Here is an 18714-nt window from a genome sequence, read left to right as displayed (position 1 = left end):
TCGATTCAAACTGTTCACTCGTGCTGCATCACCGGTACAGCACTTTCTCCGCCAACTCATCCGCGACCCTGGCCGGGGAACGTTTCTCTGCCTGGGCATGGGCAAAGACTTCGGTCAGCCGAGAACTGATTTTCGACAGGTGCGCGGTGATGGTCGTCAGTTCTTCCCCGCGATGTTTGAGCGACACGTAGATCAGCCCGCCGGCGTTGATCACGTAATCCGGCGCATACAAAATGCCCCGGCGTTCCAGCTGATCGGCGACTTCCAGATGGGTCAGTTGGTTGTTCGCCGAACCGGCGACCGCCGAGCAACGCAATTGCGTCACGCTGGTCCTGTTAAGCACACCGCCCAGGCCGCAAGGCGCGAGAATGTCGCAAGGGGTGCTGAGCAGCGCTTCGTTGGCGATCGGATGAGCGCCCAACTGCTCCATGGCCAGTTGCACTTTGCCTTGATCGATGTCGCTGACCAACAGCTCGGCGCCGGCAGCGTGCAGCTGTTCGGCCAAGGCGTACCCGACGTTGCCCAAGCCTTGAATGGCAACGCGCAGGCCTTCGAGATTATCGCTGCCCAGGCGGGCCATGGCGGTGCTGCGAATGCCAGCAAACACGCCCATGGCGGCATGTGGCGCAGGGTCGCCCGCGGCGGTGGTGCTGGTGACGAATTGAGTGTGTTGAGCGATGCAATCCATGTCCGCCACCGAGGTGCCGGCGTCGATGGCGGTAATGTAGCGACCGTCGAGCTGATTGATCCAGCGCCCGAACGCTTCGAACACTGCGGCGCGGTTTTCCACATGGGCCGGGCGAATAATCACCGCAACACCACCGCCCTGAGCCAGACCGGCCAGGGCCGCCTTGTAACTCATGCCTTGGGCCAGGCGCACAGCATCCTCGATCGCGGATTCATCGCTGGGGTAGGCAAGGTAACGACACCCGCCCAAGGCTGGCCCCAGACGGCTGTTATGGATGGCAATCACCGCCTTCAACCCGGTGACCGGATCGACGCTCAGGTGCAGCGATTCAAGGCGAGTGCTTTGCATGAGAGCGAACATCGTAGGGCTCCCGAATCACTTCTTGTAGTCGCCAGTATAGGCTTGTGCACAAAAATTGCAGAAACGCGCCGGAATAAGCGGCGCCGCTTTAGAGGCTTTCGGACATAACCTGTTACCGCCTGTGTTCGGTACTGGACGAATGCGCGCGACGGGGCTAAAACGAGGCATTCCCCGGAGATTTTGATGACCCCGCGCCAACGCTTTTTCGACTGTCTGCAACGATCACCGCCCGCGCTGTTCGAGGCGGCGCTGTGGATTGCCGCCGAACATGATAAAGAGCTGAATCCCGAAACTGTGCTGACGGACTTCAAAGACTTGCAACAGCGGGTCAGCTACGGGTTGCCGATGCTACCGGTGAATGAATTGGCGCAACCATTGTTGCGGCGGATGAATGACCTGGGGTTCGCCCAGGACGACTTCACGCCCTTGCGCCCGCAAGTGGCATTGCTCCATAAAGTGCTGGAACGCCGCAGGGGCCAGCCGCTGACGCTGGGCCTGATTGCGCTGGAACTGGCCAGAAGGCTGGAAATTCCCCTGGTCGGGGTCAACTTCCCCGGGCATTTCCTGCTGCGGGTGCAAGGCGCCGATCATTTGCTCGACCCGTGTGGCGGACGCCGACTGTACCCCAACGATTGTCGTGAACTGCTGCAACGTCAGTACGGGCCGAACATGAAGCTCAGCGCCGAGCATTTGCAGACCGCCGAACCTGCGCAGATGCTGCAACGGTTGTCGCGCAACCTGCGCCAGTTGCACCTCACGAACGATGACTACATCAACGCCCTGGTCGACGCTGAACGAGTGCTGGAACTGGGCAACGCCAGCGCCTCCGACTACCTGGCCCGGGCCAGCCTCTATCAACGGCTGGACTGCCCGAATGCCGAGCGATTTGACCTGGAACACGCACTGCTGCTCTGTGACGATCCGATCCAGCGGATTCGCCTGACTGAACGGCTGGGGCACCTACCGCCAAACGCCATCGTCCATTGATCACCGCCCTTTGTAGGACCGTGTACGGTTTTACGGAGTGTCGGGCTGATTCGCCGGATGCGCCTTGATGAAGGCTGGATGTGTCGCCGCCAGCGCCGCCACTCGACGAATTCGCGGGTAAGCATCCAGTGAAATACTGAAACGCTCGGCCGCATACAGCTGCGGGATCAGATAGACATCCGCCAGCCCCGGCTGATCGCCAAAGCAATATCCGCTGTCACCAATCAACTGCTCCACCGTCACCAACCCTTGATTGATCCAGTGACCGATCCACTCGACCACTTGCGGTTCGTCGTGCCCCCACTGCCGCAGTTTATTGAGCACGCTGACGTTGTGCAGCGGATGCACATCGCAACCGATCACCGCCGCCACGCCACGCTCGTGAGCACGGGCGGCGAGGTCTTTGGACAGCAGCGGCACCTGTGGATAACGTTCCTCCAGGTACTCGATGATCGCCGGTGACTGGATCAGCAATTCACCTTCGTCGGTGCGCAAGGCCGGCACCCGGCCTTGCGGGTTGATGCCCAGGTACGCCGGCTGGCGATGTTCGCCACCCTGCGGCGCGATCAGGTTGACCGGCAGTGCCTGGTAATCCAGCCCCTTCAACGCCAGCGCAATGCGCACCCGGTAAGACGAGGTCGAACGGTAATAGGTATAGAGTTCCATGAGCCGATCCTCTTAGCGCGCCGGCAGCACTTTGCCGCGGCATTCGCCAAAGCCGATGGAAGCAAAACCCTCACGGCTGCAACGTGCCCGCAGGATGACTTCGTCGCCATCCTCGAGGAATTTACGCACCTCGCCCGAGGCCAGTTCGATCGGCTTTTTACCGCCCTCGGTGATTTCCAGCAGGCTGCCGAATTGACCGTTTTCAGGGCCCGACAGCGTGCCCGAACCGAACAGATCACCGGCCTGCAACTGGCAGCCGTTGACGCTGTGGTGCGCCACCATTTGCGCCACGGTCCAGTACATGTGTTGGGTATTGCTGAGGGTCAGGCGATGGGCCGGCAGATTCTGTTCGCGCATCGCTTCGGTCAACAGCAACACTTCGAGTTCGATGTCGAAGGCACCGGCGGCCTGATCGCGTTTGTCGAACAGGTACGGCAGCGGCTGCGGATCGCCTTCAGGGCGTGCAGGCTGCGCACGACGGAACGGCTCCAGCGCTTCGGCCGTCACCACCCACGGCGAAATGCTGGTGATGAAACTCTTGGACAGGAACGGCCCCAGCGGCTGGTATTCCCAGGCCTGGATATCCCGCGCCGACCAGTCGTTGAGCAGGCAGAAACCGGCGATGTGATCGGCGGCGTCACCGATGGCGATGGCGTCGCCCATGGCGTTGCCCGGACCGATCCAGATGCCCAGTTCCAGTTCGTAGTCCAGGCGCGCGCATGGGCCAAACGTCGGCTCGGTCTGGCCGGCCGGCAAGGTCTGGCCTTTCGGACGTCGTACGTCGGTGCCGGATGGGCGAATGGTGGAGGCGCGGCCGTGATAACCGATTGGCACGTACTTGTAGTTCGGCAGCAGCGGGTTGTCCGGGCGGAACAGTTTGCCGACATTCTGCGCGTGCTCGATGCCGACGTAGAAGTCGGTGTAGTCGTTGATCTTCGCCGGCAGGTGCATCTCGCAATCCGCTGCCAGCGGCAGCAGTTTTGCGCCTTGGGCTTCGATCTTGCCGTGCAGGGTGCTGCCTTCCTTGAACAACTCGATCAAGCGTTCCCGCAAGGCGATGCGTGCCTCGCGACCCAGCTCGAAAAACGCATTCAACTGGCCGCCACGGGTGGCTTCGACAGCGGTCCGCGCGGCTCCGTCGTCGAACAGCCCGGCATCGAGTGCTGCTCCCAGATCAAAGATATGGTCGCCGATCGCCACGCCACTGCGCGGCGCTCCGCCCTTCACGCTGAACACGCCCAACGGCAGGTTTTGCAGCGGGAAATCCGCGTGGCCGTTGGCGGAGGCAACCCAGCTACGAGTGATGGAAGTCTGAGTCATGGGTTATCTCCGGGTCGGGTCGAAAGTGGCGGGCAGCGTGGCCCAGCAGGCGTCGTAATCGTTTTGCAGTTGCGGACAATCCAGGGCGAATCGGCTCGGGCGCAGCACCTGGCTGGTCTCGAACATGAAAGCCATGGTGTTGTCGATTTTAGCCGGCGCCAGTTCAGCGTTGATCGCCTTGGTGCAAGTTTCGCCGTCGGGACCGTGGGCGCTCATGCAGCTGTGCAGCGAGGCGCCGCCCGGCACGAAACCTTCGGCCTTGGCGTCGTACTCGCCCTTGATCAGGCCCATGTATTCATTCATCAGGTTGCGGTGGAACCATGGCGGACGGAAGGTTTTCTCGGCCACCATCCAGCGTGGCGGGAAGATCACGAAGTCGAGGTTGGCCAGACCGTGCACGCTGGTGGGCGAGGTCAGGACGGTGAAAATCGACGGATCCGGGTGATCGAAACTGACGGTGCCAATGGTGTTGAAACGGCGCAGGTCATATTTGTAGGGCACGTTGTTGCCGTGCCAGGCGACCACGTTCAGCGGCGAATGATCGAGCTCGCAACCCCACAACTGGCCGAGGAATTTCTGCACCAAGGTGGTCGGTTGCTGGAGGTTTTCGTAATGGGCCACTGGGGTCAGGAAGTCTCGCGGGTTGGCCAGGCCGTTGCTGCCGATTGGCCCCAGATCCGGCAGGCGCAACGGTGCGCCGTGGTTTTCGGCGACGTAGCCGCGGGCTTGCGGGTCGAGCAGTTCGACACGAAATTTCAGCCCGCGCGGCAGGACGGCGATTTCCAGCGGTTCCAGCTCCAGCACACCCAGTTCGGTGGCGATGCGCAGGCGGCCCAGTTCCGGCACCAGCAGCAATTCGCCGTCGGCGTTGAAGAACACGCGTTCCATGGAACGGTTGGCGCGGTAGTTGTAAATGCTGATCCCGGCCGGTTTATCCGCGCCGGAGTTGGCGGCCATGCTCACCAACCCGTCGATGAAATCGGTGGGCTCGGCAGGAATATCCAAGGGGTTCCAGCGCAGGCGATTGGGGGTCACTTCACCCAACGGACCACCGGCCAGTTGCCGATCCAGTTTAACGAATGCCGGGTGATTGGCCGACGGCTGGATGCGGTACATCCAGGTCCGGCGTGCTTCGCTGCGGGCCATGGTGAACGCAGTGCCGGAGAACAGCTCGGTGTACAAGCCATAAGGCGCTTTTTGCGGAGAATTCTGGCCGACAGGCAGTGCACCGGGCAACGCTTCGCTGCTGAATTCGTTGCCAAAGCCTGACTGATAAGCCAGCGCTGGCGCCGTTGAATCGAGGTTCATGGAGCCTCCTGAACGGGAGTAGGCAATGGCCGCTCGCTCTGCTGAAGAGGTCTTGGCACGCCTGGGTTATTTTTATCGTAATTCAATTACGCATAACGTAATTTGATTGGTATTGACCGTCAAGCTATAAAGACGCCCATTCGTCCCGGGATCACACCGCCTCCATGACCAGCGAAAGCAACGGTAAACAGAAAGTCCGCTCGGCCGAGGTCGGCACCGACATCCTCAAGGCGCTTGCCGAGCTGTCGCCCTCAACCTCGTTGTCGCGTCTGGCCGAACACGTACAGATGCCTGCCAGCAAGGTTCACCGCTATTTACAGGCGCTGATCGCCAGCGGTTTTGCCGAGCAGAACACCGCCACCAATCACTACGGCCTGGGCCGTGAAGCGCTGCGGGTCGGCCTCGCTGCCCTGAACAGTATGGACGTGCTGAAAGTCGCCGCTCTGCCTCTGGCCGAGTTGCGTGATGAGCTGAACGAAACCTGTTTTCTGGCGGTGTGGGGCAATCAGGGCGCGACCGTGGTGCACATCGAGCCGGCAGTGCGGGCAGTGACGGTGGTCACGCAATTGGGCTCGGTGTTGCCATTGCTCAGCTCATCGACGGGGCTGGTGTTCGGTGCCTACCTGCCGCATCGGGAAACCGATGAATTGCGCGAGCAGGAAATCACCGTCGATGCCCATCCGCTGGCCAATGAAAAAGCCTACGCGGCGTTGTGCGAACAGATCCGCGAACGCGGTCTGCATCATGTGCACGGTTTGCTGATGCCCGGCGTGGACGCCTTGTCGGCACCGGTGTTCAATGCCCTCGGACAGATCGCTGCGGTGTTGACCATCGTCGGCCCGACGTCGTTGTTTCATGCTGACGAAAACGGCCCGGCGGCGCAGCGTTTATTGGCTGCGACGCGGGCCGTGAGTTGGCGGATGGGGTATCAGCCTGAGTAACGGCTGACCCGGCAGGATCAGCCTGTGATTCGGGTTTCACTGTCCTGGATCGAATACGCGGACGTGACCGCCGTTACATACTCGATGCCCATTGGAACCCCAGTCACGGTCGACACAATCTCGGAAATATCCTTGACTCGCGACAGCAAGCCCACTGCCGACACAGAGACACCAGCACCTGCAATCTGGCCTGCATAAAAGGTGATGACGCTTCTCCAGGCCGAAGCAAAATGAGCATTGGCGGAACGTTCATCGCCCTCACTATAGGCAATCAATCCTTGAACGATCGAGCGCGTGATCTTCAGGACGCTCGCCACGAGACCAACAGGTGGAACAAACAGGGAGACAACGTCAACAACCAGTTCGGTAATGATTGCCACATCGCGCCAGAAGGCTTCCCCTGCGCTCGTTGTCTGGTAATCGACATCCTCGATAAGACGCCAGACCATTCTGTCGTATTCGGAGTTGAAGTGAGACACCGGTGCGCTGCCCCGTAGCATTGGGGCTGGCAATGCAGACCCGTTCGCGGTCTCTCGGCAAGCGTCGACATAACGTTGGATGACGCCCCGATCCTTCAACTTGGCAAGGCCAACGACATGTTCGCCAAGTGCGTAACTTTTCAGCCCCTGGGTCAGCGTACCGATCGGACGGAACGCCAACCCATCCGCAGCTTTGGGTATGTAAATCAAATATTCGAATTTCCCTGCCACTTCGCGACCGAAAACATAAGCCCCTTCTATACGCTTACCCTCCAGCACCAGCTCAGAGACACCCGTGCCCGGTGGATTTGCACTCCAGAACAGTCCGGTGTTGAGACGCTGCTCGCGATCCAGATCTTCGATTAACCCCTTCAACCATTGAAAGTGCTCGCTGGACAGAGAACCCTGCATTTTTTGTGTCAGTGCCGCCCTGAGCATTTCATTTTGCTTGGCCTTGCAATAAAGCTTGGCCTTGAGATCGTATGAAGGCGTCTCCAGGAAATTCAGTTTTAAATAGCTCTCGTATTGTTCACCCGGCAACAAATCAATCAGCGCGTTGATGGTAGATGCATCCAATCGTCCCAAAGAGGTGTTATCCAGGGACTGGAAGGTGGCTGTTCTACTTATATCTCTGAGCTTTTCAAGGAATGAACCACCCGGGACGACATAGGGAAACAACTTCTCAAATGTTGGAACATCGCTGCGCCAAAGCTCCCACTGAATGAACAGGTTCGTGAGCGTCATCCAGTCATGCCCCTGCAACTTGACGGTCACTCGATCCGGATCGATTTCAGGATGAGCACCGGATCGACGCAGGTAATCGTTCAATGCTTTCATCACCAGGTTTCGGGAAAACCCGGCAAACGACTCAATGTTCAGCGGTTCTTTGGACACCTCGTGGATGGCTTTCAAGTCTGTGTTCAGCCTTGTGAACAGTTCACGGTCCTGAGCGCCAGCCTTCCTGTACCAGTCGGGCGTCACCACCTTTTCCTCGGCGATTTCCCAGACGATGATGTGCTCGATGGCCCCCATCAATGGACCGTTTTCCGTAGCGGATGTCCATTGCACCAGGCTCACCCCGTCCCACCACCACGGTTCGAACACTGGCCTCGGATCATCCAGAGACAGATAGTCCTTGATGAACTCCGGGCGATTCCCACTGAAAGCCTGCCCGATCAAATACTCCCGATCCCCTTTTTCATAACCCCACTTGATGAACTGACGCTTCAAAGCGGTCAGATCAGGGAACTCATACCATTCCTGGCCAGCGGGTGCACCGGGGGCATAGAGCACATGCATCGAACGATCAGGCGTTGCCCCCCGGGCACGATAGACAATCATGTCTTTGAAGGGTCGGTAATATTTGCGGAAAGCAACACCGGATGCCTCCATCGCAGGGTCGCCAAACAGATAACGCTGAACGATGTCCTGTGCTTTCGGGCTGATGTGCTTTTGAACAATCGCAGCGAAGTTACTGAGCGCGACCTGCCTTCCCAGAACTTCTCGCATCGCCTCTTTAACGTGCGGCTCAAGGTAGCGGCTGTTTCGCTCACTGGCGTAACTCAAACGAAGATCGAACTGCTTGATGGCCTTTTCAACATTGGAGGCTGTCAGCCGTGGATTGTTATGAAAGGCTTCGAACCCGATCTCGAATCGACCCGCAGTATCATGCACCCCATACATGAACAACTGCGTCAGGGATTTGCGCTCGACATGCTCGATTGTCTTCGCCCCCATACGTACCGAGTGCTTCACCGACACCCGAATGGAATCGGGGTCAACGCGATTTTCATCACCGAGGGAAATATGTTCTTCCACGACGCGCCGAACATACTCTTGAAAGGAGGAAAGACCGCCCATCACCCCATGTAAAGCCACTTGGCTCTTGAGCAGTTCCTGTTCCAGCGAGACATAAATTTCCTGGTTCGTCAGGTAACTGTTCTTCAGCCATTGCGGCCAGGCATTTTTGGAAATCAATTGGATCAGTCTGGCCGTGCGTGCCTTTGCATCCTGGCTCAACTCATCCATGCGTTGAGCCGACTCAAGCGAACGAAGAATGTTTTGCACATTCGCGTCCGGGGCTTGGGTCCGACGAAGACAAGCGGCAATGTCGCTGCGTTGCTTATCGAACAGTGTCGAAATGAACGTCTCGAAGAGGTTGCCCTGAACATTCAAATAACGAACATCAGGAACACTTCGAACTTGCTCGGCGTCATCCAGTGAAACGCCTTTGAGCAACTGCGCGCGTTGGTCCCGATCGCCCAAGCGCTCTTGCAGGGTACGGTGCAGTGCCACCGACGTCTCGAATGTTTCCAGCCCCTTGGTCGACGTGTAAAGGATGACCGGATGATCGTTGCCTGGAAAAAGCTCGCCCTGGAATTGGCCATTCAGATGCATGACGAAACAGCAAGCCAGCGTTGCAAATCGCCCATCTTCCAGTTCCACCGAAACGCCATAAGCCGGGGCCTGTGCATTACCTTTGATAAAGCGCTCGAGACTGACTTCTACCTGCGGACTCAGCCCTCCCTCTTGCACCATCGCGCCCAACTCATGCCAGAAAAGCGCCGCATACAAGTCCTGCAGTCCGCTGCTGCGCGAGCCCAATGCACGGCCCTTGGCATCTGTGCCTCGAGCGGCGGCCCAGTATCGATCCAGAACTGCCGTGTATTTTTGCACCAGTGTCTTTAATACGGCGCCAATCAGCGTCCCGAGGGCCACCACATCCAGCCCCTCAACCTGGTCCTGTTCATCCGTGGAGTCGAGCCACTCATAAACACCGTATTGAGCCGCGTCGTAAACAGGTGGGCGCCCACGACTCAGGCATTCCATGAACACGTCCATCAACAAACCCGTCGGCTCTGGATGTTTGATGTCAGAACGACGACGGTTGATAAAGACCCTGCTGATGTAAACCTCCGGCAACAACTGCTGAAGTTCATTGAACAGGACATCCTGCAAAACCGCCTTGAACGACGGGATTTTTTTCAGCGCTTCACCAATAGAAGTTAAGGAATCATTAATATTGATCAAATTTTGCTGAGTTACTAGCGCTTGGACAGTCATATACATCTTCCATTAAATACACTTCAAAAACGAGGCCACCACATAACGCCTCAACCAGTGCAATTAACGTAATCCAAAAAACACCAGCAACAACACCTTGATATCTTTGCAAAGAATGAAAAAAACCAAACACAAGAACATCACAAAACAGACACACACCTTCATTAAAAATATATTAACCGCACAACCCCAGCATTCTCGCCCTCGCCACGGCATGCGTCCTGCGCTCAACCCCTAACTTTCCATGAATTCGTCGGACATGTGTTTTAACGGTATGCAATGAGATGAACAACTTATCGGCTATTTGTCGATTCGAATTTCCTGACGCAATCAACTCAAGCACTTCCAACTCCCTCAGGCTCAGTGGACTTTCATTAACATCCTTCTCAGAAAACGGCTCGTTATTATCGATAATGTGCAGCTCCGACAAGAACCCGGGACAACGCCTGTTCAACTGCGCCAACAACTGCTGCAAATTACAACGGCTCGCCTTCTGCTCGCCCTTTTCGAAAAACTGCCGGGCACTCTCCTGTTCGCCCACCATGAAGGCCGCCTCGGCCATCGCCAGCAGAAGCTCGGCTTCCAGGCTGACCATCCCGTTTGTTTGCGTGTGCTCAAGCAGGGTGGCGAGCCGAGCCAAGGGATCCTCCACCCGTTGCAGTTTGACCTCGGCCAGAATCAACAAATACTCAATCCGCGGAATCAACTCCAGTGTCGCCGGTGGGGCCTGCCGGGCCTGTGGCCCCCGATAGTGTCTGAGCACCCGACTCAACGCTTCACACACCAGTTCGGGACGCCCCTGTTGCAACCAGCACTGACTGCTGACCTGCAACAGAGCGCCACGGTAGACCGTGTCCGGAATCTGCCGCTGCTGCATCAATCGCTCGGCATCACGCAGGCGGACGAAGGCTTGGGCGTAGTCGCCCTGATTGGCCGCCAGTTGTGCCTGCCCGAGAAAACCGTACAGCGCACGCTTGTCTTGATTACGAACGCAGTCCTCCAACCCGGCCTGAAAAAAATCCGCTGCCCGTTCATCCAGTCCCTGACACAAGGCCAGTCGCCCGCGACGCAAGGCGATTCGCCCCAGTAGAGGCGCAGCGCGGTCAGATTGCTGGCAAAGCAGTTCATGAACATTGGCGAGCAGACTTTCAGCGCGCCCGGGGGCTCCACGTTGCTCCAGCAACTGCGCATGATCGAGTTCCATCAGCCCCTCGAACACCAACGAACCTTGTGCCCGCGCCACGCACAGCGCCTCGCGGTTATGGGCTTGCGCCATGTCGAGTTCGCCCCTGAGCAGTGCCTGTTGCGTCAGGCCGGACAAACACATCAGCCGTGCCGTCCAACAGTCGGGATCGAGTGAGTTCAACGCATCAAGAAAGTGCCCGCGAGAAGTCTCCATGTGCCCCTGCAAATGCAGTAACCAACCCTGCAGGGCCTGCCAACGGGCAATCAATCGCCGCTCGAGCATCGCCGAGGGCTGAGGCATGAAATGCGCCAAACGAACGATGCAGGTGCTCGCCTGTTCGAAACGTCCGGCGAACAACAATGCGGCGGTAATCAATCCCACCAGCTGCGGGCTGCACAGCGTCAGTTCCTCGCCTTGTTGCTCATGCAAACGCAACAACAGCACCACCGTCTGCTCCTCGAACAACTGCTCGAAACTGAAATGCTGCAACAGGCTGACCGCCACTTCGTACTCCTCGGCGAGCAATGCCTGTTCGAAGGCCGATTTCCAGTCCTGCTCGGCGCAAAACCACTGGCAGGCACGCCGATGCCAGGAGCGTCCCGCCGGCCAGGGCTCATCGCGCAGCAACTGGGTGAATGGGGTGAAAATCTGCAGCCAGTCGGTGGAGTCCCGCCAGGGCTCGATAAAACAGCCCAGCGCTTGCAAGGTCCTCAGGTACTGCGCACCCTCCCCGGCCCCGAACAGGTGATCGCATAGCCGGGCATTGAAGCGTGGCAAGTGGGCCAGCACGCGCCAGGCCTCGCTCAACTCTGGCGTCAGCGAGCTGAACAACTCGTGCTCCAGGTAATCGAGCAAGGTGTCCGCCCGCCCCTGGGGTTTGTCCTGGCGCGACCAGTCGCATTTCTGCAGCAGCGCAATGCGCACACCGGCACACCAGCCGCCGGTACGCTGGACGATCCGACTGGCCACCTTGCTCGCCTGATCCGGTACCCAGGGGCGCAACAGCTGCTCGACTTCATCCGAGGTAAAAGCCAGCGAAGCACTCTCGCACTCGTACAACTCATCATCGAGCAACAGCCGAGGCCAGTTGCATGGCGGCCGGCGACGGGCGCCCAGCCACCAGGTCAGCATCGGACTGCCGATCGCCAACATGCGATCCAATAGCGAGTCCAGCTCCGGGTTCGGCAGCCGGCAATAGTCATCGAGAAACAGCCAGGTCGGCGCCTGCAATCGCGCCAGATAGCTCAGCAATCCGCTTTCATCCGATGAAGCCAGCCCCAGCATCTGTGCCAGACGATGACGAAAATCGGCCGCGCTCGACGCCTCGCCGGACAAGGGCAACCAATGCACCCGGCACTGGGTTGGCGCCTGCAAAAAACACTCGGCGAGCAGCGCACTCTTGCCACTGCCGGCGGGGGCGCAGAGCAATTTCACCCGTGCCGTGGAGGCCAGTAACGGCTCGGTCAGGCGAGCCCGCGACAGGTGATGCGAGGACAGGCGAGGCAGGAATCCAGAACGGTCCGGACACGGAGACATGGCGGTCATTGCGGCGTGCCTTTTTATAATTGTCCGACAACCCTAACCCTCTCCAACCCGCTTGTTGAGAGGTATTCAGCACGCTGATTGGCGCCCATAAAAAAGGCGACCCGCAGGTCGCCTCTCGTGATTGCCAATGTATCAAAACCCTTACCGGACACCCTCGGCGCGCAGGGCCGACGGTGTGTAGTCGGCAGCCTTGGCCTCGAAGCCGAATTCGAAACTGCGCTTCTCTTCGTTCTTCATTCCCAGGGCAATGTATCGACCGGCAATGATGTCGTAGAGCGCCTCGAGGGTGTAGGCCGGCGTCTGGTGATCGTAGTAATACTGGGCATGACCTTCGCCCACCCGCCACAGTTGACCGCGACCGTCGTAATGATCCGCCAACGCCACTTGCCAGCTGTCTTCGTCGAGGTACATATGGCGTTTGGCGTAGATGTGCCGCTCGCTTGGCTTGACCGTGCCGACCACTTCCCAGACCCGGTGCAACTCGTAGCGGGTCAAGTCCTGGTTGATGTGCCCGGCCTTCACCACGTCATCGTACTTGAGGCTCGGCGAGTCGAGTTTGTAGCTGTTGTAGGGGATGTACATTTCCTTTTTGCCGATCAGTTTCCAGTCGTAGCGATCGGGTGCGCCGGAGAACATGTCGAAGTTGTCCGAGGTGCGCAGACCGTCAGCTGCAGTGCCCGGCCCGTCGTAGGCCACTTGCGGCGCGCGACGTACCCGACGTTGACCGGCGTTGTAGATCCACGCCAGACGCGGCTCTTTCACCTGGTCGAGGGTTTCGTGCACCAGCAGCACGTTCCCCGCCAGCCGCGCCGGCGCGGTCACCGACTGCTTGAAGAAGGTCAGCACGTTGGCGGCTTTGTCCGGGTCCAGGTCCTTCATCAGTTGCGGTACGGCGATTTCTTCCTCGAAGCGGATCGACGTGTAGCTGCCGTTGGTCTGCGGGGTCACCTGGGTGATGATGCGTCGCTGATTACCGCCGTGGTAACGGGTGACGTGGTTCCACAACACCTCGACGCCGTTCTTCGGAATCGGGAACGCGTAGTAGCGGTTGCCGGTGAAATTGGCCAGGCCGTTACCGTCGTTGATGCTGGTCACGTTCAGCGCGCTGCGCTTGGCCGACTCGTAGATTTCCGGCGGCAGGGCGACGGTACGATGGGTCGGGTAGACCGGAATTTTGTAGGTTTCCGGGTAGCGCTTAAACATCGCCACCTGACCATCCGAGAGCTTGTCCTTGTACTTGTCGACGGTTGCGGCGGTGATGGTGAACAGCGGTTTTTCACTGGCGAACGGGTCGGCCAGAAAGCCTTTGCTATCGACCGCGCCAGCGTTTTTCGGGATGCCGCCGGTCCAGGCCGGGATCGAACCATCGGCGTTACCGGCCTTCTCGGCGCCCAGCGGCGTGAGGGTGGCACCGAGCTTGTTGGCTTCTTCCGGCGAGACCGCCGCCATCACGTTGGCGGCCAGCAGGCTCAGGGCCAGGGCGCCGCATTGCAGAATCATCTTGCGCATTGAAATCATCCTTCTCAGCCAGATCAGAAGTTCACGCCGAAGCTCAGCGCCAGGAAATCGCGGTCTTCCAGGGTGTTGTAGTCACCGCCGAAGAAGTCGGTGTAACTGAGGCTCGCGGTATAGGTGTTGCGGTAGTCGGCATCGACACCGACGCTGACCGCCTTGGCGCCTTCGTTGAACAACCCGTTGGGGCCGTAGCCGGCGACGTCATGGGACCAGGACAGGTTGGGTTTGAGGTTGATCCCGCCGATCACGTTGGCGTAATCGAGGATCGCCCGGGCACGGTAGCCCCAGGAGGTCGAGGTGACGAAGCCGTCGGTATCGCCGCCGAAACCGTACTGGCCGTAGACCGAATCACGGCCGTAACGCAGCTTGGTCTTGGACTCCAGACCACCGACCCGCACCACCGCTGCTTCACCGACCAGGGTCAGACGTTGGGCGCCCAGCACTTGATCGAAGAAGTGCGTCAGGGTGCTTTGGACCTGGGTAATTTCCTTGCGGCGATAACCGGTGTTGTTGGCACCGGCCGTGGTGGCGATAGGCGATGCGGCGCCGCCAGCGATCGGGTTAAGCAACGCCAGGGTCAGGTCGGTGGTGTTGAGTTGCACCGGAGCGTTGGGCCGGTAGCTGATTTCGCCGGTCCAGGCAGTACCGGTGGGCAAGGTGGTGGAGAAACTCGCGCCGTACAGGCGAATGTCTTCCGGGTATTCGAGGTAGTACTGGCCGCGCCCGAGCATCACGCTTCGGGCCAGGCCCGCACCGCTGCCGGCAGCCAGACTGTTGGCAACACTGACCATGCCCGGCAGGCTGGCCAGTGTCGACAGCCCGGCGGTGGTGGTGCCGACGGTCGGTGTGCGACTGTGGTAATTCATGAAGTAGAGGCCGTATTCGGTGTCGTCACCGAGCCAGCGCAAGGCCGTGCCCCACTGTCCCGAATCCCGGGCATCGCGGTCACCGCCGCGAGGAATGACCACGCCCTCGCGGGTGACCTGGATAGGTTGGCCGAAGGCTGCCGCCAGCGGCGCCAACGGGGCGATCGCCGGGCTGCCGACGGTGTAACCGGTGGTGCAACCATCCGCCGCCACGTCTCCGCCGAAAAAGGTGCCGCAATTGTCGAGAACGGTCTGATCCCACTCCAGTTGGTAGAAACCTTCCACTGTGAGCTGATCGGTCAGGCCTTGGGTGGCGAACAGCATGTTCACCGGAATCAGGCCTTCCTTGATCTCCGCGCCGGGGCGGCGGAAGGCGGAAACGTCCACTGGGTTGATGCTGTTGATCGAGTTGCCGATGAAAGTACTTTCACCCCAACTGACCACCTGCTTGCCGGCACGCACGGTGCCCGGAAGATTGGCGATGGAATAGTTGTGATAGACGAACGCATCGAGGATCTGCGCACCGGAAGACTTGGAGCCTTCCTTGCGACCGCTGTCGCTGATCTGTTTGAACTCGCGGTCTTCATCCTTGAGCTCGAAGTCGTACCAGTACTTGCCACGGACGAACACGCCGGTGTCGCCGTACTTCAATTCGAGGTCGTGGATGCCTTTGAAAATCTTGGAGAAGGTTTCGCCTTTCTTGAAGTTCAGGCGTCCGTCATCACCGGTCGAAGCCTGGCCAGTCCCGCCATTGACGGTGCCCACCAGCGACTTGTCTGCATCGCGCATGCCCCAGCTCGCGCCGACGGACAACGAGGAATCGAACTGCCCCTCGATTTCGCCGATGTTGAATGAAACCGCCTGCGCCTGGGCACAGCAACCCAAGGCCACCGCAGCGGCCAGCGCTTGCGGTTTGAAGATGGCGCGCATTGTTGTTTTTGTCATGCGTCTTCCCCGGTGAGTGACAGAAGGCCCCACCCTACTGCCGGACGCCGGGAGCGATAAGCGCACCAAGGAGGTATTCGCGGTGTACCTCCAAAGGATGAATGCCTGCATGGGGCGGGGTTTTGCGCGGAGTATGGATGGGCTGGATGAAGGGTTATCAGCGGGGCGCATGAGGCGGGTGAGTCGGGTCGTGTAGCAGCCGGAGACTGTTGCCCATACTGCAACAGTGCATGTCTGGAATCGCTATTTTTCCTTTGTGCTCAAGCGCTTATTCTTACCGGGCTTTCACGGCAAACGGCCTGAAAGCGCGCAACGATGGGGAGGATAGACCCACCCCATTGGCGACAGAATCCAGATGATTTGAAGCGCTATTTTCGACTCATCGCCCTGTGTTCACTGACGTTGATTCATTGCTCCTTGATCTACGTCTTGCTTTGGCCGCTGCGTTTGCAGCGGCCTTTTTTATGGGCGATGGGTTTTCAGGCAGGGAGTAATCGGGAGGAGATGACGGGACTCAGGTAAGCCCCGCCAGATGTCACGCAATCAGAGGGAATACTTCTGCAAATTCCCCATCATTTCCTTCAGCGCCTCAATATTGTCCTTCGGATGCGCCGCGCCTTCGAAATCACAAATCTGCTGCCAATGCGCCGCCACATCCTCCGGCGAGAAACCGACCCGCGGATCGAACCCGGCGCCCAGGCTGCGTTCCCAGCGCACCTTGCCCATCCAGCCGCCACCCACTTCGAATAGGCCAGACGTTTCCTGGCAATGCTCGCTGGCCAGGTACACCACCAGCGGGCTGACCAGTTCCGGTTTGAGTTGTTCGAACATCTGTGGCGGGATCAGGCCTTCGGTCATGCGGGTGCCGCCGGTGGGGGCGATGGCGTTGACCAGGATGTTGTTCTTGCGGCCTTCGATGGCCAGTGTGCGGGTCAGGCCGTAGAGGCCGAGTTTGGCCATGCCGTAGTTGGACTGACCGAAGTTGCCATAGATGCCCGAAGTCGACGCGGTGAAGATCACGCGGCCATAGTTTTGCTCACGCATGTGTGGCCAGGCGGCGCGGGTGACCTTGTAGGCGCCTTCGACGTGAACGCGGTAAACCAGGTCCCAGTCACTGTCGTCCATTTTGTGAAAGGTCTTGTCGCGCAGGATACCGGCGTTGTTCACCACGACATCGACGCGGCCGAACGTGTCGAGGGCATTCTGGACGATTTTGTCACCGTCGGTGACGGAGTCATGGTTAGCCTCGGCGGTGCCACCCGCTTCGCGAATTTGCGCCACCACTCGATCGGCAGCCGACGCATTGGCGCCTTCACCTTGAGCCGAGCCGCCGAGATCATTGACCAGCACTTTGGCGCCCTGTCTTGCGAACAGCAATGCGTGCGCCCGCCCCAAGCCGCCGCCCGCACCCGTGACAATCACGACTTTATCTTCGAAGCGCACAGACTCATTCATGGGGAACTCCAGCAGGCCAGGGGGACAATGGGTACGAGTGTCAGGCACAGGGCTGCCAGTCACAATGAACACGGGGGCGGCTGAATGGTGCGCGATAAGGCAGCGGGATAGTCAGGAACACGCCAACTTGAGCGGCGGTGCAACCCGCCGGTCGCGAAACTCCAGATAGTGTTTGAGCACCTGCGCCGGCGCTTCAATTTGCGGGTAATGGCCGATCTCGGGCAGCAGGACGGTGTCCGGGGCGGGAATCAGTTGCCGATAGCGCGCCACCATGTGCGCGCCGGAAACCGGATCGACCTCGCCATTGATGAATCGCAGCGGCACTTCGCCGCGCTGCATGGCGCTGACCCAACGCTCACGCTGGACCCGCCGTTGCGGGATATAACCGATCAACTTGTGCATGATCCGCTGCCCGTGATTGCTGTCGACCAGGCTCCAGAAATCATCCAGTTCACTTTCAGTGGGCCGGGTCTGCGGACCGAAAATCTGCTTGAAACTCTTCACCAGAGCGTCCCGGGAAAAAACCAATCCGATCATCCAGCCCAAGGGGCTAAGCAGGAGTTTTTGCATCAACACCGGGCGATGGGTTTCGGGAAACAATCCACCATTGAGGAACACGCAGCTGGCGATATGAGCGCGCGCTTCGTAGTGCCGCGCCAAGAGTTCCTGGGCCACGCTGTCGCCATAATCGTGTGCCAACACATGCAGCGGTTGCTCAATGCTCAGATGCGCCAGTAACGCCTGCTGCAGATCGGCCTGTTCCAGCAGGCTGTAGTTGTGGTTCACCGGTTTGGCCGAATCGCCGAAGCCGAGCATGTCGCAGGCAATCACCCGATAGCGCTGCGCCAGCGGCTGCCACAGGTAATGCCAGTCCCAACTGGCGGTCGGGAAGCCATGGATCAGCAACAGCGGCTCGCCCTGCCCCGCGGCCCAATAGCGGATGGTCTGACCGTGGAAGACGAACGTCTGACTGCGTTTGCGCCAGACACACAAAGGAATCTCGGCGAGGCCCATTTAGAGTTTGTAACCCGGGTCTTGTTTATCGAGTTTGCGCAGCAGCGCCGGCCAGGCCAGCGCACCACCCATCCCTTGAGCACTTTTGGTGACGCCGGCGATCATCGCCTTGGCGCCCGCCAGAATCTGCGGTTTGATGGCGATCAGCTCCACGCCACCGTTCTGCGCCAGCACCTGAATCTCGGTGCCCGACACCTTGGCCGAGATGTGCGTGAAGATCAGATCGTCCCGGCCGTGCAAGGCGACCAGGCGATAACAGGCAGCCAGATCGACCCGGGTCTGCCACTCGGCGGTACTGACTTTATCCTGGAGACTGTGTGGCGACGGGACGGGGGCTACGCTCACGGCAAGGATCTCTTTTTATTGTTCTGGGTTC

13 protein-coding genes are annotated in these 18714 nt (G+C 59.3%); 2 read left to right on the top strand and 11 right to left on the bottom strand.

What is annotated here, in order from left to right:
* Positions 1-28: 28 nt before the first annotated feature.
* Complete coding sequence (locus tag HCU66_RS12940) at positions 29-1048, bottom strand: Glu/Leu/Phe/Val dehydrogenase family protein (RefSeq protein WP_205888852.1); 1020 nt, start codon at positions 1046-1048, stop codon at positions 29-31.
* A gap of 183 nt (positions 1049-1231) precedes the next feature.
* Between HCU66_RS12940 and HCU66_RS12935 the strand changes: the two genes are divergently transcribed.
* Positions 1232-2035 (top strand): SirB1 family protein, encoded by an 804-nt coding sequence (locus HCU66_RS12935; protein WP_205888851.1) that lies wholly within the window; start codon positions 1232-1234, stop codon positions 2033-2035.
* A 30-nt stretch (positions 2036-2065) separates the two neighbouring features.
* Here HCU66_RS12935 and maiA read toward each other — a convergent pair whose 3' ends face one another.
* The 3 genes from maiA to hmgA are packed head-to-tail and all read right to left on the bottom strand — an operon-like array spanning position 2066 to position 5329.
* Complete coding sequence (gene maiA, locus HCU66_RS12930; protein ID WP_205888850.1) at positions 2066-2701, bottom strand: maleylacetoacetate isomerase; 636 nt, start codon at positions 2699-2701, stop codon at positions 2066-2068.
* A 12-nt stretch (positions 2702-2713) separates the two neighbouring features.
* Entirely contained in the window at positions 2714-4021 is a 1308-nt protein-coding gene (gene fahA, locus HCU66_RS12925; RefSeq protein ID WP_205888849.1) for a fumarylacetoacetase, read from the bottom strand.
* Positions 4022-4024: 3 nt separating this feature from the next.
* Entirely contained in the window at positions 4025-5329 is a 1305-nt protein-coding gene (hmgA, locus tag HCU66_RS12920; RefSeq protein ID WP_205888848.1) for a homogentisate 1,2-dioxygenase, read from the bottom strand.
* Positions 5330-5493: 164 nt separating this feature from the next.
* Between hmgA and HCU66_RS12915 the strand changes: the two genes are divergently transcribed.
* A complete protein-coding gene (locus tag HCU66_RS12915; RefSeq protein WP_205888847.1) occupies positions 5494-6270 on the top strand; it encodes an IclR family transcriptional regulator in 777 nt (258 codons plus the stop codon).
* A 17-nt stretch (positions 6271-6287) separates the two neighbouring features.
* Here HCU66_RS12915 and HCU66_RS12910 read toward each other — a convergent pair whose 3' ends face one another.
* The 7 genes from HCU66_RS12910 to HCU66_RS27505 form a co-directional block, all read right to left on the bottom strand.
* Positions 6288-9812 carry a dermonecrotic toxin domain-containing protein gene (locus HCU66_RS12910; protein ID WP_205888846.1) on the bottom strand — a complete coding sequence of 1175 codons (3525 nt, stop codon included), beginning with the start codon at positions 9810-9812 and terminating at the stop codon, positions 6288-6290.
* Between the two features lie 175 nt (positions 9813-9987).
* Positions 9988-12543 (bottom strand): LuxR C-terminal-related transcriptional regulator, encoded by a 2556-nt coding sequence (locus HCU66_RS12905; protein WP_205888845.1) that lies wholly within the window; start codon positions 12541-12543, stop codon positions 9988-9990.
* A gap of 141 nt (positions 12544-12684) precedes the next feature.
* Positions 12685-14052, bottom strand: a complete 1368-nt coding sequence (locus HCU66_RS12900) for a DUF1329 domain-containing protein (protein ID WP_205888844.1) — start codon at positions 14050-14052, stop codon at positions 12685-12687.
* A gap of 23 nt (positions 14053-14075) precedes the next feature.
* The gene (locus tag HCU66_RS12895) at positions 14076-15869 is read right to left on the bottom strand and encodes a DUF1302 domain-containing protein (protein ID WP_205888843.1); all 1794 of its coding nucleotides are present in this window, start codon (positions 15867-15869) and stop codon (positions 14076-14078) included.
* 543 nt (positions 15870-16412) lie between these two features.
* Positions 16413-17324: an SDR family oxidoreductase gene (locus HCU66_RS12890; protein ID WP_205888842.1), complete on the bottom strand. Its 912-nt coding sequence runs from the start codon at positions 17322-17324 to the stop codon at positions 16413-16415.
* A gap of 111 nt (positions 17325-17435) precedes the next feature.
* On the bottom strand, positions 17436-18338 hold the full coding sequence (locus HCU66_RS12885; RefSeq protein WP_205888841.1) for an alpha/beta fold hydrolase: 903 nt from the start codon (positions 18336-18338) through the stop codon (positions 17436-17438).
* Positions 18339-18683: a class II aldolase/adducin head domain-containing protein gene (locus tag HCU66_RS27505; protein ID WP_205888840.1), complete on the bottom strand. Its 345-nt coding sequence runs from the start codon at positions 18681-18683 to the stop codon at positions 18339-18341.
* Positions 18684-18714: the final 31 nt, after the last annotated feature.

Source organism: Pseudomonas frederiksbergensis (assembly GCF_017114915.1).
Lineage (GTDB): Bacteria > Pseudomonadota > Gammaproteobacteria > Pseudomonadales > Pseudomonadaceae > Aquipseudomonas > Aquipseudomonas frederiksbergensis_I.
This window is presented reverse-complemented; position numbering and strand designations above follow the sequence as displayed.

Excerpts from the sequence above, each read along its gene's own strand:
- HCU66_RS12935 (WP_205888851.1), top strand. The coding sequence starts at position 1,232 with ATGACCCCGCGCCAACGCTTTTTCGACTGTCTGCAACGATCACCGCCC.
- HCU66_RS12885 (WP_205888841.1), bottom strand. The coding sequence starts at position 18,338 with ATGGGCCTCGCCGAGATTCCTTTGTGTGTCTGGCGCAAACGCAGTCAG.
- HCU66_RS12890 (WP_205888842.1), bottom strand. The coding sequence starts at position 17,324 with ATGAATGAGTCTGTGCGCTTCGAAGATAAAGTCGTGATTGTCACGGGT.
- maiA (WP_205888850.1), bottom strand. The coding sequence starts at position 2,701 with ATGGAACTCTATACCTATTACCGTTCGACCTCGTCTTACCGGGTGCGC.
- HCU66_RS12900 (WP_205888844.1), bottom strand. The coding sequence starts at position 14,052 with ATGCGCAAGATGATTCTGCAATGCGGCGCCCTGGCCCTGAGCCTGCTG.
- HCU66_RS12895 (WP_205888843.1), bottom strand. The coding sequence starts at position 15,869 with ATGACAAAAACAACAATGCGCGCCATCTTCAAACCGCAAGCGCTGGCC.
- HCU66_RS12915 (WP_205888847.1), top strand. The coding sequence starts at position 5,494 with ATGACCAGCGAAAGCAACGGTAAACAGAAAGTCCGCTCGGCCGAGGTC.
- HCU66_RS12940 (WP_205888852.1), bottom strand. The coding sequence starts at position 1,048 with ATGTTCGCTCTCATGCAAAGCACTCGCCTTGAATCGCTGCACCTGAGC.
- HCU66_RS12910 (WP_205888846.1), bottom strand. The coding sequence starts at position 9,812 with ATGACTGTCCAAGCGCTAGTAACTCAGCAAAATTTGATCAATATTAAT.
- fahA (WP_205888849.1), bottom strand. The coding sequence starts at position 4,021 with ATGACTCAGACTTCCATCACTCGTAGCTGGGTTGCCTCCGCCAACGGC.
- HCU66_RS12905 (WP_205888845.1), bottom strand. The coding sequence starts at position 12,543 with ATGACCGCCATGTCTCCGTGTCCGGACCGTTCTGGATTCCTGCCTCGC.
- hmgA (WP_205888848.1), bottom strand. The coding sequence starts at position 5,329 with ATGAACCTCGATTCAACGGCGCCAGCGCTGGCTTATCAGTCAGGCTTT.